The following is a 15304-nucleotide window of genomic DNA, read 5'->3' on the forward strand; positions in this document are numbered from 1 at the left end:
CTGCAGCGTGGCATCCAGCAGTTTCATGACTGCCGCTCGCTTCCCCACACCACCTCAACGGCGGCGTGATGATCAAGCGACACATGTCATGAGACTTCAGGACTGACACATCTCCTGAGACTGGACAGCGCGTTTTCCGCGTCGTGGGACTCCGCGTCACCCCACCGCGACGCGGGCGACGTCCTTGCGGCCGCTGATCCAGAGCAGCAGCTCCAGCGGCTCGCCGGTGAGCACCTTCTCCCGCTCGCCGGAGCCGAGCCGCCTCTCCTTGCCGGGGACGTCGGCGCGCCGCAGCACGAGGGTGCGGCCCCGGGCGGCCTGGCGGCCGAGCAGCGCGACGGCGCGCCACAGCAGGTCCTGGTCGGCTCGGGACAGGCGGCGCGGCGTCCAGCCCGGCCGGGCGCGCCGCACGTCCTCGTGGTGGATCACGAACTCGGTCGTGTTCAGCACCCGCCCCACGCCCGGCCAGCCCATCGGCAGCCATCGCGCCGGACCCGACCGCACCTGCTCCACCACGTCCTCGTAGCGGGCCGAGGCGCGCAGCCTGTCCTCCAGCCGGTGCCCCCACGCGCCGAGCGCGGGGTTGACCCGCTCCAGCCCGTAGCCGGGCAGCGCGTCGGGGCGGCGGTCGCGGACGGCGAGGTGGGCGGCCAGGTGCGCCGTCGTCCACCCGGCGCAGCAGGTCGGCGCGTCCGGGCCCAGCTTCTCCAGCAGGTCGGCCAGGTCGGCGCGCTCGCGGTCGGCCAGGGAAGAGCTGGTCATCCCGCCACGTTAGCCACGGTGCCCGCCGGGCGCCGCCAGGGCGCCCGGCGCTCCGCAGGCGCTTAGCGCGCCTAAGGAACGTAGAGTCGGGGTACCCCTCCGACCGACCCCGAGGAGAGCTGTGCCCCGCCGAGACGCCGTCGTGCGGCGCGGACTGCGTCACGTGGGGCGGGCCATCCGCGAGCAGCGCGGCATGTTCGTCCTCGCCCTGCTCGGCAGCAGCCTCTACGCCGCGATGACCGTGGCCAGCGCCTACGTGATCGGCGAGGTCACCGACCGGGTCATCCTCCCGGCGTTCCGCGAGGACGACACCACCGCGGCCGCGCTGCTGCTGGCCGCGGTGGTCATCCTCGCCGTCGCCGTCCTCAAGGTCCTCGGCATCCTCGGCCGCCGGCTGTTCGCCGGCGTGATGCAGTACCGCCTGCAGGCGGAGTACCGCCGCCGCGTCACCGGCCAGTACCTGCGCCTGCCCCTGTCGTGGCACCAGCGGCACCCCACCGGCCAGCTGCTGTCCAACGCCAACTCCGACGTCGAGAGCGCCTGGTTCTTCGTCGCGCCGCTGCCCTTCGCCTGCGGCGCGCTGGTCATGATCGGCATCACCGTGACGGCGCTGGTGCTCACCGACCCGCTGATCGCGGTGGTCGGGCTGGTCGTCTTCCCCCTGGTCTTCCTCAGCAACGTCGTCTACTCGCAGGTGATGAGCCCGAAGATGCAGCGGGCCCAGCAGCTGCGCGCCGAGGTCAGCGAGATCGCCCACGAGAGCTTCGACGCCGCCCTCGTGGTGAAGACCCTCGGGCGCGAGGACACCGAGACCGCGCGCTTCCGGGAGCGCGCCGAGGAGCTGCGCGACGGCCTGGTCGACGTCGGCCGCGTCCGCGGGCTGTTCGACCCGCTGCTCGAGGCGCTGCCCAACCTCGGCATCCTCGCGATCCTGCTGGTCGGCGCGAGCCGCGTCGCCGACGGCTCCACCGACGCCGGCGAGCTGGTGTCCATCGCCTACCTGTTCAGCCTGCTCACGCTGCCGATCCGCGCCATCGGCTGGGTGCTGGCCGACCTGCCCCGGGCGCTGGCCGGCTTCGACCGGGTCACCCCGGTGCTGGAGGCCACCGGCGAGACGCCGCACGGCCCGGAGGACGCACCGGCCGGCACCGGCGGCGCGGCGCTGCACGTCCGCGGCGTCGACTTCTCCTTCGACGGCGCGCACAAGCGGACGCTCTCCGGCGTCACCTTCGACGTGCCGGCCGGCACCACGCTCGCCGTCGTCGGCCCCACCGGCTCGGGCAAGTCGACCCTCGCCGGGCTGCTCGTCCGCCTCGTCGACCCCGTCGACGGGCACGTGCTGCTCGACGGCGTCGACCTGCGCCGGCTGCGGGAAGGGGAGGTCAGCGCCCAGGCGGCGTTCGTGCCCCAGGGCACCTTCCTCTTCGACGACACCGTCCGCGGCAACGTCACCCTCGGCGGCGACTTCTCCGACGACGAGGTGTGGACGGCGCTGCACACCGCCGCCGCCGACGAGTTCGTCGCCGCGCTGCCCGAGGGCCTCGACACCCGCGTCGGCGAGCGCGGCGCCTCGCTGTCCGGCGGGCAGCGCCAGCGCCTGGCCCTGGCCCGGGCCGTCGTCCGCCGTCCCCGGCTGCTGGTCCTCGACGACGCCACCAGCGCCGTCGACCCCGCGGTCGAGCAGCGCATCCTCGACGCGCTGCGCGCCACCGACCCGCCGTCGACCGTCGTGGTCGTCGCCTACCGGCAGGCCACCATCGCCCTCGCCGACGAGGTCGTCTGGCTCGAGCACGGCCGGGTGACCGCCCGCGGCAGCCACGAGGAGCTGCTCGCCGAGGTGCCCGGCTACGCGGCGCTGGTCCGCGCCTACCAGGAGGCGGCTGCCGCGTGAGCGAGATCGACCTGCCCGCCGACCGCCGCGAGGAGGGCGCCGTCGCCACCCTGCGCCGCGGCCTGCGGATGATGCCCGAGTTCCGCCGGGGCCTGCCGCTGACCTTCCTGCTCGCGCTCATGGCGACCGCGGGCCGGGTGGTGGTGCCGATCGCCGTGCAGCAGACCATCGACCAGGGGCTGTCCGGCCCCGGTGGCCCGGACCTCGACCTGGTCCGCGACCTGGTGATCGTCTGCGCGCTGGTCGTGCTGCTCACCGCGGTGGCCGTGTACCGGATGAACGTCCGGCTGTTCCGGACGACGGAGACCGCGCTGGCGGGCCTGCGGGTGCGGGCCTTCCGGCACGTCCACGACCTCTCGGTGCTGCACCAGCAGGGGCAGCGCCGCGGCTCGCTGGTCTCCCGCGTCACCAGCGACGTCGACCAGCTGTCGGTCTTCATGCAGTGGGGCGGCGTGCTCGGCGTGATCAGCATCGGCCAGCTGGTCGTCGCGATCGTCGTCATGTCGATCTACTCCTGGCAGCTGACCCTGCTGGTGCTGGCCTGCTTCGTGCCGCTGGCCTTCGCGATCCGCTTCTTCGCCCGCCGGCTGGCCACCGTCTACGGCGTGGTCCGCGAGCGCGTCGGCGACGTGCTCGCCGCGGTGTCCGAGTCGGTCGTCGGCGCCTCGACAGTCCGCGCCTACGGCGTGCGCGAGCGCACCGCCGCCCGCATCGACCGCGCCATCCACCGGCACTACCGGGCCTCGGTCAAGGCCCAGCGCACCACCGCGGCGGTGTTCGTCACCGGCGAGCTGGTCGCCGCGGTCGCCAACGCCGCCGTCGTCATCGTCGGCGTGCTGCTCGGCCTGGCCGGCGACATCACCGCCGGCACCCTGGTGGCCTTCCTGTTCCTGGTCACGCTGTTCGTCGCGCCGGTGCAGACGGCCAGCGAGGTGCTCAACGAGGCGCAGAACGCCCTGGCCGGCTTCCGCCGGGTGCTCGACGTGCTCGACACCGAGCCCGACGTCCGCGACCCCGCGCTCGACGGCGCCGGCCGGCAGCTGCCCGAGGGGCCGCTGTCGGTCCGCTTCGAGCACGTGTCCTTCCGCTACGCGCCCGGCGCGCCGAAGGCCCTGGACGACGTCGACCTGGAGATCGCGCCGCGCCGCCGCGTCGCGATCGTCGGCGAGACCGGCTCGGGCAAGACCACGTTCGCCAAGCTGGTCACCCGGCTCATGGACCCGGTCGAGGGCCGCGTCCTGCTCGGCCGGGGGCGGTGGGGTGGGCCCGACGACATGGTGCCGCTGCGGGAGGTCGCCTTCGCCTCGCTGCGCGAGCGGGTCGTGATGGTGCCGCAGGACGGGTTCCTGTTCGACGCGACCGTCGCCGACAACGTCCGCTACGGCAAACCGGGCATGACCGACGCGCACGTCGAGGCGGCCTTCGACGAGCTCGGCCTCGGCGCCTGGGTCGAGGGCCTGGCCGACGGCGTGGCCACCCCGGTCGGCCAGCGCGGCGAGGCGCTGTCGGCGGGGGAGCGGCAGCTGGTCGCGGTCGCCCGCGCCTACGTCGCCGACCCCGACCTGCTGGTCCTCGACGAGGCCACCAGCGCGGTCGACCCGGCCACCGAGCAGCGGCTCACCCGCGCCCTGGACAAGCTCACCGACGGCCGCACCACGCTGACCATCGCGCACCGCCTGTCCACCGCCGAGCGGGCCGACGAGGTCCTGGTCGTCGACGCCGGCCGGGTCGTCCAGCGCGGCACGCACGAGGAGCTGGTCGAGGCCGAGGGGCCGTACGCCCGGCTGCACGCCTCGTGGCGGCGCTCGTCGGCGGGCGAACCCGAACCGGTGGGCTGAGGCGCGCGCTGTGGTCGCGACCACACCGCGGCCGTAGGCTGCGTGCCGTGCCCGAGGCCACCGACCCGCAGCGCCGCCCGCCCGTCGCGGCGGCGACCGCCGCGGTGCTCGCCCTGCCCGGCGCGTTCATCACCCTGTCGCTCGGCAGCGCCGCGCAGAGCGTCGCCGGCACCGTCGGCGACGACGCCGGGCAGTGGATGGTCCTCGTCCTCACCATCGGGTGGACGGCGGCGCTGCTCGTCGGCGCGGTCCGCCTCCTGCTGGGCAGCTCGTGGCTGGGCCTGGCGGTGCCCGCCGCGATCCTGGCGGTGCTGATGACCGTGGGCCTGGCCCAGGGCGGCCTCGGCGACGGCTTCTCGTGGTTCCACGGCTTCGCCTGGGCGGTCGGCGTCGCGGCGACGGTGCTCGCCGCGCTGCCGCAGGTCCGGCACTGGGTCGCCCGCCGCCGCCGGCAGAAGCTGCACCCCGGGTCGGTCCGGGCGACGTCCAGCCGGCCGTGAGCTGCTGACCAGCTCCCGGTCCTACCCTGTCGGCCATGCCGTCCAGCTCGTCGCGCTCCCGGGTGGCGCCCCGCCGCTCGCCGCGGTCGGCGCCGCTCGGCCGCACCGCCCCGCCCGCCGCGCCGACCCGCCCGGTGGAGGCGCCGGTCGCCGCGGTCTTCGGCGTCCTCGTCGCCGCTGAGTACCTCTGGCTGGCCTGGCTGCTCCGCGACCCCGAGGTCCTCGACTGGTTCGTCGTCGTCCCCGCGGTGCTGGCCCTGGTCGCCCTGGCCGGCGCGGCGCTGGTCCTCCTCGGCCGCGGCCGCGGCTGGCTGGTGCAGACCGCGGCCGCCGTCGTCCTGCTGCTCGGCCTGCTGGCGCTCGTCGCGCTGTTCGGCGCGCTCGGCGGCGGGGCCGCGCTGTGGCAGGCGCTGCTGCTGCTCGTCGGCCCGATCGGCTGCCTGGCGCTCACCCTGCGCCGCCCGGTGCGGGAGTGGACCGCGCGGGGCCGGGCGCCGGGTCGGCGGACTCGCGCTCCCGGGGGACGGCGGGACGGCCGCCCGGCCCGCTAGCGTCCGGGGCGTGACAACCGAGACCGACGTCGTCGTCGTGGGAGCCGGCCTCGCCGGCCTGGTCGCCACCGCCGAGCTGGCCGACGCCGGCAAGCGCGTGGTGCTGCTCGAGCAGGAGCCGGAGCAGTCCCTCGGCGGGCAGGCGTGGTGGTCCTTCGGCGGGCTGTTCCTGGTCGACTCGCCCGAGCAGCGCCGGCTGCGCGTGCGCGACTCGCTCGAGCTGGCCCGCCAGGACTGGTTCGGCACCGCCTCGTTCGACCGCGAGGAGGACCACTGGCCGCGCCAGTGGGCCGAGGCCTACCTGCAGTTCGCCGCCGGCGAGAAGCGCGCCTGGCTGAGGGAGCAGGGCATCGGCTTCTTCCCGATCGTCGGCTGGGCCGAGCGCGGCGGCTACACCGCCACCGGCCACGGCAACTCCGTGCCGCGCTTCCACATCGTCTGGGGCACCGGCCCGGGCATCGTCGCGCCGTTCGCCCGCCGGGTGCATGACGCCGTCGAGCGCGGGCTGGTGCAGCTGCGGTTCCGGCACCGGGTGGACGAGCTGGCCGTCGGCGGCGGGGCGGTCACCGGCGTGCGCGGCCACGTGCTCGAGCCCAGCGAGGTGGCCCGCGGGGAGGCCAGCTCCCGCGTCGAGCTGGAGCCGTTCGAGATCACCGCGCAGGCCGTCGTCGTCACCGCCGGCGGCATCGGCGGCAACCACGAGCTCGTGCGCAAGAACTGGCCGGCCCGCCTGGGGCCCGCGCCGCAGCGGCTGCTGTCCGGCGTCCCCGCGCACGTCGACGGCCGGATGCTGGAGGCGACGGAGGCGGCCGGCGCCAGCGTCGTCAACCGCGACCGCATGTGGCACTACACCGAGGGCGTCGCCAACCACTCGCCGGTGTGGGACCGGCACGGCATCCGGATCCTGCCCGGCCCGTCGTCGCTGTGGCTCGACGCGACCGGCCAGCGGCTGCCGGTGCCGCTGTTCCCCGGGTTCGACACCCTCGGCACGCTCGCCCACATCGGCCAGACCGGGTACGAGCACACCTGGTTCGTCTCCACCCAGCGCATCGTGGGCAAGGAGTTCGCCCTCTCCGGCTCCGAGCAGAACCCCGACCTGACCGGCAAGGACGTCCGCCTGCTGCTCAAGCGCGCCCGGGTCGAGGTCGCCCCGCCGGTGCAGCGCTTCCTCGAGAACGGCGAGGACTTCGTGGTGGCCCGCACCGTGCCCGAGCTGGTCGCGGGGATGAACCGGGTCACCGGCGGCGAGCCGGCCCTGGACGTCGCCACGGTGGAGGCGGAGATCGTCTGCCGCGACCGCGAGATCGCCAACCCGTTCAGCAAGGACCTCCAGGTGATGGCGATCCGCAGCGCGCGCAACTACCTCGGCGACAAGCTGATCCGGGTGGCGTCGCCGCACCGGATCCTCGACCCGGAGGCCGGCCCGCTGGTCGCCGTCCGGCTCAACCTGCTCACCCGCAAGACGCTCGGCGGCCTGGAGACCGACCTGTCCGGCCGCGTGCTGCGGCCGGGCGGCGACCCGATCCCCGGCCTGTACGCGGCGGGGGAGGTGGCCGGCTTCGGCGGTGGCGGCATGCACGGCTACCGCTCGCTGGAGGGCACCTTCCTCGGCGGCTGCCTGTTCTCCGGGCGCACGGCCGGCCGGGCCCTGGCGGCCGAGCTCTGATGTCCGACCCCTGGGCGAACCCCGACACGCCCACCCAGCCGGGCGCCCCCTACGCCGGCCCGCCGGCCACCGCGCCGCCGCCGGCCGCGGTCGGCTACCCGGCCACCCCCTACGGCTTCCCGCCGCAGCCCTACGCGGGCTACCCGCCCGGCTACCCGCAGCCCTGGGTGCCGGTGCCGCAGGGGCCCAAGCGCCCCGGGCAGGTGATCACCGCGGCCGTGCTCGCCTTCGTGCAGGCCGGGCTGGTGCTGCTCGCGTCGGTGTACGTGGTGTTCCTGGCCTCGTTCGTCGGCTTCGCCGCCGACCTCGACGGCTCCGGGGAGGCCGAGGGGCTGGCCACCGAGGGCACGGTGCTCGGCTTCGTGCAGGTGGGCTCGGCGGTGCTGCTCATCGTGGGCGGCGTGATGGCGCTCAACAGCCGGCGTCGGCCGGCGCACGTGGTGCTCGTCGTGTCCCTGGCCCTCCAGCTGCTGCTCTGCGTGTACTGGGCGGTCCGGCTCACCACCTTCGGCGACGAGATCCCCGGCGGCGACCCGACCACGGCGCTGCTGGCGTTCGTCTTCCTGTTCGCGGCCGGCCCGGCGGTCGGCCTCGGCATGGTCCTGCTCGGCGCGGGGAGGGCCTGGTTCACCGGGACGGCGCGGCCGTGAGCCACCCGTGGCCCCCGCCGCCGCCCTGGCCGCCACCGCCGCCACCGAGGCCCCGGCGTCCGGGCACGCTGATCGCCGCGTGCGTCCTCGCGCTCGTCGTGGCGGTCGCGGCGATGCTCGGGGCGGTCGTCACCTACTTCATCGCCGGCTTCAGCGAGGCCTTCACCGACCCCGGCGAGCCCGGCTTCCCCGAGGGCTACGTCGTCGCCCTGGTCGAGCTGGCCTGCGGGGTGCTCGTGCTGGTGGCGGCCCTGCTGGCGCTGAACGGGATCGGGCGGCCGGTGCTGCTGGCCGGCCTGGTCCTCGTGCTCGTCATCGCCGTCTACTGGCTGGCCCGGGCCATGACCGAGGAGTTCGAGCACGGGGACGGACCGGTGATCGTCGTCGTGGCGCTGGGCTTCGCCGCGCTCGCCGGCACCGCGCTCGGACTGGCCGGCACGGCCTCGGTCGGGGCGTGGTTCCGGCACCAGCGCGCGACCGCGGGAGGTCCGGTGCCGCCCGCGGCGCCCTGAGCGGGGATGATCGGCGCATGTCCGCCGTCCCACCGGTCGAGTCCGCCCTGGCGCCGGAGCTCGCCGCAGCGCTGCGCCGCGATCCCGCGGGGCTGGTCGCCGCCGTCGTCCAGCAGCACGACACCGGCGAGGTGCTCATGCTCGCCTGGATGGACGACGAGGCCCTGCACCGCACGCTCACCACCGGCCGGGCCACCTACTGGTCGCGCAGCCGCCGCGAGCACTGGGTGAAGGGCGAGACCTCGGGCCACCGGCAGTGGGTCAAGGACGTCCGCCTGGACTGCGACGGCGACGCGCTGCTGGTGCTCGTCGACCAGGAGGGCCCGGCGTGCCACACGGGCGAGCGGTCGTGCTTCCACCGCCCGCTGGCGGTGACGTCGTGAGGCTCGGCGTCACCTCGCCGACGGCGGAGGAGTTCGCGCGGCTCGACCAACCGGTCGTGCCGGTCACCCGGCGGCTGCTCGCCGACGGCGAGACCGCCGTCGGCATCTACCGCAAGCTCGCCGCCGGCCGCCCGGGCACGGTGCTGCTGGAGTCGGCCGAGCAGGGCAAGCAGTGGTCCCGGTACAGCTTCGTCGGGGTCCGCAGCGCCGGCGTCCTCACCGAGCGGGACGGCGCCACGCAGTGGCTGGGGGAGCCGATCCCCGGCCTGACCGAGGGGCTGCCGGCCGATCCCCTGGCCGCCGTCCGCCGGCTGGCCCGCGCGCTGCGGACGCCGCGCACCGAGGGCCTGCCGCCGCTCACCGGCGGGCTGGTCGGCTACCTCGGCTACGACGTCGTCCGGCGGCTGGAGCGGCTGCCGGTGCGGAGCGTCGACGACTTCGGCATGCCCGAGCTCGCGATGATGCTGGTGACCGACCTCGCCGTCGTCGACCACCACGACGGCACGGTGCTGCTCATCGCCAACGCCCTCGAGCGCACGCCGCAGGCGTACGAGGACGCGGTGACCCGGCTCGACGCCATGGCCGCCGACCTCACCAAGGCGACGCCGGCGAGCATCGCGGTGCTGGAGACCGCCGAGGTGCCGCAGGTGCGCAGCAACATGGCGCCCGGCGTCTACGAGCAGGGCGTCGAGCGGATCCGCGAGCACATCCGGGCCGGCGACGCCTTCCAGGTCGTGCTCAGCCAGCGGTTCGAGGTGGCCACCGCCGTCGACGCGCTGGACCTGTACCGGGTGCTGCGCACCAGCAACCCGTCGCCGTACATGTACCTGCTGCGCTTCGCCGGCCGGGAGTCGCCGTTCGACGTCGTCGGCTCCTCGCCCGAGGCGCTGGTGACGGTGACCGGCACGTCGGCCGTCGTCCACCCGCCGGCCGGCACCCGGCCGCGGGGGGCGACGCCGGAGGAGGACGTCCGGCTCGCCGAGGCGCTCAAGGCCGACCCCAAGGAGCGGGCCGAGCACGTGATGCTGGTCGACCTGGCCCGCAACGACCTCGGGCGGGTGTGCGTGCCGGGCACCGTCGAGGTGCCCGACTTCATGCGGATCGAGCACTACAGCCACGTCATGCACCTGGTCTCGACCGTCTCGGGGCAGCTCGAGGAGGGCCGCGACGCGCTCGACGTCTTCGACGCCACCTTCCCGGCCGGCACGGTCTCCGGCGCCCCGAAGCCGCGGGCGATGGAGATCATCGAGACCCTCGAGCCGACCCGGCGGGCGCTGTACGCGGGCACCGTCGGCTACCTCGACGCCAGCGGCGACATGGACATGGCGATCGCGATCCGCACCGCCGTGCTGCACCAGGGCAGGGCGTACGTGCAGGCCGGCGCCGGGGTGGTGGCCGACAGCGACCCGGCCACCGAGGAGGCCGAGACCCGGCACAAGGCCCGGGCGGTGCTGTCGGCGATCGCGACGGCGGAGGGCCTGCGGGAGGTGCGGTGAGCCGCTCTGCCGACCAGCCGGCTCCGCCGGGCGGAGGCGGACGGTCGAGCAGGGTGAACCAGCGCCGTGAGCTGACCGCGGCGGTGGCCGGGGCGGCGGCGGCCGGCGCGCTGGCGCTGGTGGCCGCCGGTCAGCGCTGGGCCGAGGTCACCGCCGACCGGCAGCCGCCGCTGCCGCCGGTGAGCGCGGTGCTGAGCGGCTCGGACGCCGCGCCGCTGGTCCCCGCGACCGGTCTGCTGCTGCTCGCGGCGGCCGTGGTCCTCGTCGCGGTGCGCGGAGCGGCCCGGCTCGGTGTCGGCGTCCTCGTCGTCGTCGCGGGCGGCGTGCTGGCCTGGTCCGGCGGCGCCGTGCTCGCCGGCCGGGTCGACGTCGCCGCGGCCGACCTGCCCGTGCTCGACGACGCCCTCGCCGGGGCCCGCACCGACCTGGCGGCCGCCGGGCCGGTCCTCGTGCTGGTGGCCGGCCTGCTCGCGGTCGCCGCCGGTGCGCTCGTCGTCGTCCGCGGCCGCGGCTGGCCGGCGATGGGCCGCCGCTACCAGCGGCCCGGCGACCCGGCGTCGCGAGCGGCCGCCGCCCCCCGCACCGGCGAGCAGCGGGCGGACGACGCCTGGCGGGCCCTCGACCGCGGCGAGGACCCCACCGAGGAACCGGCCGAAGACCCGCCGGAGCGCGGCCGCAACCGGTGATGTGCGCGGACGGGCGCGTTCCCGACGCGGGGATGCGCCGGATCCGCACACCGCCGGCCACCCCCGGCGGGTGCCGGCCACGGGGCGGCGGGTGCGCGCGACGCGCCCGGGCGCGGGACGCACTAGCAGGTGGGAGGGCAGGCCAGGGCGACGCCCCCGGATCGGAACCGTCCGGGTGCGCCTCTAGAGTGGTTCCACCGATCCGCCTGGTGAGGGGACGTATCCCGTGCAGAGTCCGAGAAACCCCCGAGGCGTGTGCGCCAGCCCACACCCCGGCACGGTGGCGGCGTGACCGAGTCCCGCGGCAACGTCCTCCAGCAGATCGTCGCCGGTGTGCGCGAGGACCTCGCCGCCCGGGAGGCGCTCACGCCGCTGGCCGACGTGCGGGCCGCCGCCCTCGACGCGCGCCCCGCGCTCGACGCGTTCGCGGCCCTGCGCGCGCCCGGCGTCGGCGTCATCGCCGAGGTGAAGCGGCAGAGCCCGTCCAAGGGCGCGCTGGCCGACATCCCCGACCCCGCGGAGCTGGCCCGCCAGTACGCCGCCGGCGGCGCCCGGGTGATCAGCGTGCTCACCGAGCGGCGCCGCTTCGGCGGCTCGCAGGCCGACCTCGACGCCGTCCGCGCCGCCGTCGACGTCCCGGTGCTGTGCAAGGACTTCATCGTCTCCAGCTACCAGGTGCACGAGGCCCGCGCGCACGGCGCCGACGTCTGCCTGCTGATCGTCGCCGCGCTGGAGCAGAACGCCCTCACCGGGCTGCTCGAGCGGGTGGAGTCGCTCGGCATGACCGCCCTGGTCGAGGTGCACACCGAGGCCGAGGCCGACCGCGCGCTCGCCGCCGGGGCGTCGGTGATCGGGGTCAACGCCCGCGACCTGACCACGCTGCAGGTCGACCGCTCGACGTTCGAGCGGATCGCCCCGGGGCTGCCCTCGGGCGTGGTCAAGGTGGCCGAGTCCGGCGTCCGCGGGCCGCACGACCTGATCGGCTACGCGGCCGCCGGCGCCGACGCCGTGCTCGTCGGCGAGGGCCTGGTGACCGCCGGCGACGCCCGGCAGGCGGTCGCCGACCTGGTCACGGCGGGGTCGCACCCGGCCACCCCGCGCGCCGCCCGCTGACATCCCGGCAGGGGCCGCCGCGAACGCGCGGGCGGTGAGGGGCGGCCGGGTCCTTAAGCTGGGCGCATGACGACCAGCTCGCTGCACCCGCCCGAGGACCGTCTCGTGCCGGCGCGGCCGAGCTGGCCGGACGCGACGGGGCACTTCGGGATCTTCGGCGGGCGCTTCGTCCCCGAGGCGCTGATCGCCGCCCTCGACGAGCTGACCGAGGCCTACGAGGCGATGCGGGTCGACCCGGCCTTCGCCGCCGAGTTCGAGCGGTTGCAGCGCGACTACACCGGCCGGCCCAGCCCGGTCACCGAGGTGCCGAAGTTCGCCGAGCACGCCGGCGGCGCCACGGTGCTGCTCAAGCGCGAGGACCTCAACCACACCGGCTCGCACAAGATCAACAACGTGCTGGGCCAGGCACTGCTCACCAAGCGCATCGGCAAGCAGCGGGTCATCGCCGAGACCGGCGCCGGCCAGCACGGCGTCGCCACCGCCACCGCCGCCGCGCTGATGGGGCTGTCCTGCACCATCTACATGGGCGAGGAGGACACCCGCCGGCAGGCGCTCAACGTCGCCCGCATGCGGCTGCTCGGCGCCGAGGTGATCCCGGTGTCCACCGGCTCGCGCACCCTCAAGGACGCGATCAACGAGGCCTTCCGCGACTGGGTCACCAACGTCGAGACGACGAACTACGTCTTCGGCACCGTCGCCGGCCCGCACCCGTTCCCGGCCATGGTCCGCGACTTCCAGCGGGTCATCGGCGACGAGGCGCGCGCCCAGGTGCTCGAGCGGGCCGGCCGGCTGCCCGACGCCGTCCTGGCCTGCGTCGGCGGCGGCTCCAACGCGATCGGCATCTTCACCGCGTTCGTGCCGGACGAGGGCGTGCGGCTGATCGGCCTGGAGGCCGGCGGGGACGGCGTCGACACCGGGCGGCACGCCGCGACCATCACCGGCGGGACGCCGGGCGTGCTGCACGGCGCCCGCTCCTACCTGCTGCAGGACGAGAACGGGCAGACGATCGAGTCGCACTCGATCAGCGCCGGCCTCGACTACCCCGGCGTCGGCCCCGAGCACTCCTACCTGCACGACATCGGCCGGGCCGAGTACCGCGCGGTCACCGACGCCGAGGCGATGGAGGCCTTCGCGCTGCTCTGCCGCACCGAGGGGATCATCCCGGCGATCGAGTCGGCGCACGCGCTCGCCGGCGCGCTGGTGCTCGGCCGGGAGCTCGGCCCCGAGGCCCTGCTGCTGGTCAACCTCTCCGGCCGCGGGGACAAGGACGTCGAGACGGCGTCGCGGTGGTTCGGCCTCGGCGACCGGGACGACGCCGCCCCCGGCCCGGGCCTGGACACCGATCAGCAGCCCACCGAGGGCGCGGTCACCAACGACGAGGCCGTGGCCGGCCAGGACGCAGGGGAGTCGGCATGAGCTCGTCGGCCGAGGCGATCGCGGGGGCGAAGGCCCACGACCGCGCGGCCCTGATCGCGTACGTCCCCGTCGGCTACCCGAGCGTCGAGGGCTCGATCGCGGCGATGGTGGCCGCGGTCGAGGGCGGCGCCGACGTCGTCGAGGTCGGCGTCCCCTACAGCGACCCGGGCATGGACGGGCCGGTCATCCAGCAGGCGGTCGAGGTCGCCGTCCGGGCCGGCGTCGGCATGCGCGACGTGCTGCGGGCGGTCGAGGCGGTGGCCGCCGCCGGCGCCGTCCCGGTGGTGATGAGCTACTGGAACCCCATCGAGCGGTACGGCGTCGAGCGGTTCGCCGCCGACCTGGCCGCCGCCGGGGGAGCGGGGGCGATCACCCCCGACCTGATCCCCGACGAGGCCGGCGAGTGGATCGCCGCCTCCGACGCGCACGGCCTCGACCGCGTCTTCCTCGTCGCGCCGTCGTCCACCGACGCCCGGCTGCGGTCCACCACCGCGGCCTGCCGCGGCTTCGTCTACGCCGCCTCCACGATGGGCGTGACCGGCACCCGCGCCACGGTCGGCGACGCCGCCGAGAAGCTGGTCGCCCGCACCCGCGCGGCGGCCCCCGGTCTCGCGGTGTGCGTCGGCCTGGGGGTCTCGAATGCCGACCAGGCCGCCGAGGTCGCCGCCTTCGCCGACGGCGTGATCGTCGGCTCGGCGTTCGTGCGGGTGCTGCTCGACGCCGCCGACGAGCAGGCCGCCGCCACGGCGGCCGGCACGCTGGCCGGCAACCTCGCCGAGGGCGTCCGGCGCCGTACGGTGCTCCGGTGACTCTCGCGTCGATCCCGAGCCCGTCGCAGGCGGTCTGGGAGCTCGGTCCCTTCCCGCTGCGGGCCTACGCGCTGTGCATCATCGCCGGCATCGTCGCCGCGTGCTGGATCGGCGAGAAGCGCTGGGTCGCCCGCGGGGGCGCGAAGGGCGACGTCCTCGACATCGCCGTCTGGGCCGTCCCCTTCGGGATCATCGGCGGCCGGCTCTACCACGTGATCACCACGCCGGAGCCGTACTTCGGCGAGGACGGGGACCCGCTCAAGGCCTTCGCCATCTGGGAGGGCGGCCTCGGCATCTGGGGCGCGATCGCCCTCGGCGCCGTCGGGGCCTGGATCGCCTGCCGGCGCCGGAAGATCCCGTTGCCGGCGTTCGCCGACGCCATCGCGCCGGGCCTCCTCGTCGCCCAGGCCGTCGGCCGGCTGGGCAACTGGTTCAACCAGGAGCTGTACGGGCGCCCCACCGACGTGATGTGGGCGCTGGAGATCGACCCGGTGCACCGGCTGCCCGGCTACCTCGACGTCGCGCTGTACCACCCGACGTTCCTCTACGAGCTGGTGTGGAACCTGATCGCCGCCGGCATCGTCGTGTGGGCCGACCGGTTCTTCCGCCTGAGCCACGGGCGCGCCTTCGCCCTGTACGTCGCGCTGTACTGCCTGGGCCGCGGCTGGATCGAGAGCCTGCGCATCGACGAGGCCGAGCACTTCTTCGGCCTGCGCCTCAACGTGTTCACCTCGATCATCGTCGGCCTGCTCGCCGTCGCCTACCTCGTGCTGCAGCGGGGCCGGCCGCGCGAGGTCATCCGGCGGGGCGCGACGAAGGACACAGTCGCGGCCGCGGAACGCCCCGCCGGCGCCGGCGGCTCCACCGCGGCGTCCGCCGACGAGCCCGCCGGCGACGCCGACCCCGACCGTCCACTCGCCGCTGACCAGCGCGGACGCCCGGACCAGCCCCCGAATACCACACGCTGACGACGACGCGCCGTCCCCGGGGTTTACTCGCGTTCGGCCCGTGTTACGGCTGTGTACTCTTCT

Annotated in this window: 15 protein-coding genes; 14 read left to right on the top strand and 1 reads right to left on the bottom strand. The window is 75.6% G+C overall.

Annotated features, from left to right (window positions below; translation table 11 throughout):
* Positions 1–156 precede the first annotated feature (156 nt).
* Entirely contained in the window at positions 157–762 is a 606-nt protein-coding gene (locus ACI8AF_RS17510) for a TIGR03085 family metal-binding protein (protein WP_456541015.1), read from the bottom strand.
* 163 nt (positions 763–925) lie between these two features.
* On the opposite strand from ACI8AF_RS17510, the gene ACI8AF_RS17515 reads away from it, so the two are divergent.
* The 14 genes from ACI8AF_RS17515 to lgt all read left to right on the top strand — a co-directional run bounded on the left by ACI8AF_RS17515 (position 926) and on the right by lgt (position 15241).
* On the top strand, positions 926–2653 hold the full coding sequence (locus ACI8AF_RS17515) for an ABC transporter ATP-binding protein (protein ID WP_456541016.1): 1728 nt from the start codon (positions 926–928) through the stop codon (positions 2651–2653).
* A complete protein-coding gene (locus ACI8AF_RS17520; protein WP_456541017.1) occupies positions 2650–4491 on the top strand; it encodes an ABC transporter ATP-binding protein in 1842 nt (613 codons plus the stop codon). Before ACI8AF_RS17515 ends, ACI8AF_RS17520 begins: the two co-directional genes overlap by 4 nt.
* Positions 4492–4538: 47 nt before the next feature.
* Positions 4539–4991, top strand: a complete 453-nt coding sequence (locus tag ACI8AF_RS17525; protein WP_456541018.1) for a hypothetical protein — start codon at positions 4539–4541, stop codon at positions 4989–4991.
* Positions 4992–5026: 35 nt separating this feature from the next.
* Positions 5027–5542 (top strand): hypothetical protein, encoded by a 516-nt coding sequence (locus ACI8AF_RS17530; RefSeq protein WP_456541019.1) that lies wholly within the window; start codon positions 5027–5029, stop codon positions 5540–5542.
* Between the two features lie 10 nt (positions 5543–5552).
* The gene (locus ACI8AF_RS17535; protein WP_456541020.1) at positions 5553–7208 is read left to right on the top strand and encodes an FAD-binding dehydrogenase; all 1656 of its coding nucleotides are present in this window, start codon (positions 5553–5555) and stop codon (positions 7206–7208) included.
* Complete coding sequence (locus ACI8AF_RS17540; protein WP_456541021.1) at positions 7208–7858, top strand: hypothetical protein; 651 nt, start codon at positions 7208–7210, stop codon at positions 7856–7858. The genes ACI8AF_RS17535 and ACI8AF_RS17540 overlap by 1 nt, the downstream gene beginning before the upstream one ends.
* The gene (locus ACI8AF_RS17545; RefSeq protein ID WP_456541022.1) at positions 7855–8370 is read left to right on the top strand and encodes a hypothetical protein; all 516 of its coding nucleotides are present in this window, start codon (positions 7855–7857) and stop codon (positions 8368–8370) included. Before ACI8AF_RS17540 ends, ACI8AF_RS17545 begins: the two co-directional genes overlap by 4 nt.
* A gap of 17 nt (positions 8371–8387) precedes the next feature.
* Entirely contained in the window at positions 8388–8753 is a 366-nt protein-coding gene (gene hisI / locus ACI8AF_RS17550) for a phosphoribosyl-AMP cyclohydrolase (RefSeq protein ID WP_456541023.1), read from the top strand.
* A complete protein-coding gene (locus ACI8AF_RS17555) occupies positions 8750–10249 on the top strand; it encodes an anthranilate synthase component I (RefSeq protein WP_456541024.1) in 1500 nt (499 codons plus the stop codon). Before hisI ends, ACI8AF_RS17555 begins: the two co-directional genes overlap by 4 nt.
* A gap of 53 nt (positions 10250–10302) precedes the next feature.
* Entirely contained in the window at positions 10303–10935 is a 633-nt protein-coding gene (locus ACI8AF_RS17560; protein WP_456541025.1) for a Trp biosynthesis-associated membrane protein, read from the top strand.
* A gap of 288 nt (positions 10936–11223) precedes the next feature.
* Entirely contained in the window at positions 11224–12048 is an 825-nt protein-coding gene (trpC, locus tag ACI8AF_RS17565) for an indole-3-glycerol phosphate synthase TrpC (RefSeq protein WP_456541026.1), read from the top strand.
* A gap of 66 nt (positions 12049–12114) precedes the next feature.
* Positions 12115–13464, top strand: coding sequence for a tryptophan synthase subunit beta (gene trpB / locus ACI8AF_RS17570; RefSeq protein ID WP_456541027.1), 1350 nt, complete (start codon positions 12115–12117; stop codon positions 13462–13464).
* Positions 13461–14273 carry a tryptophan synthase subunit alpha gene (gene trpA / locus ACI8AF_RS17575; protein ID WP_456541028.1) on the top strand — a complete coding sequence of 271 codons (813 nt, stop codon included), beginning with the start codon at positions 13461–13463 and terminating at the stop codon, positions 14271–14273. The genes trpB and trpA overlap by 4 nt, the downstream gene beginning before the upstream one ends.
* Entirely contained in the window at positions 14270–15241 is a 972-nt protein-coding gene (gene lgt, locus ACI8AF_RS17580) for a prolipoprotein diacylglyceryl transferase (protein ID WP_456541029.1), read from the top strand. Before trpA ends, lgt begins: the two co-directional genes overlap by 4 nt.
* Positions 15242–15304 lie beyond the last annotated feature (63 nt).

Source organism: Blastococcus sp. SYSU D00669 (assembly GCF_054050715.1).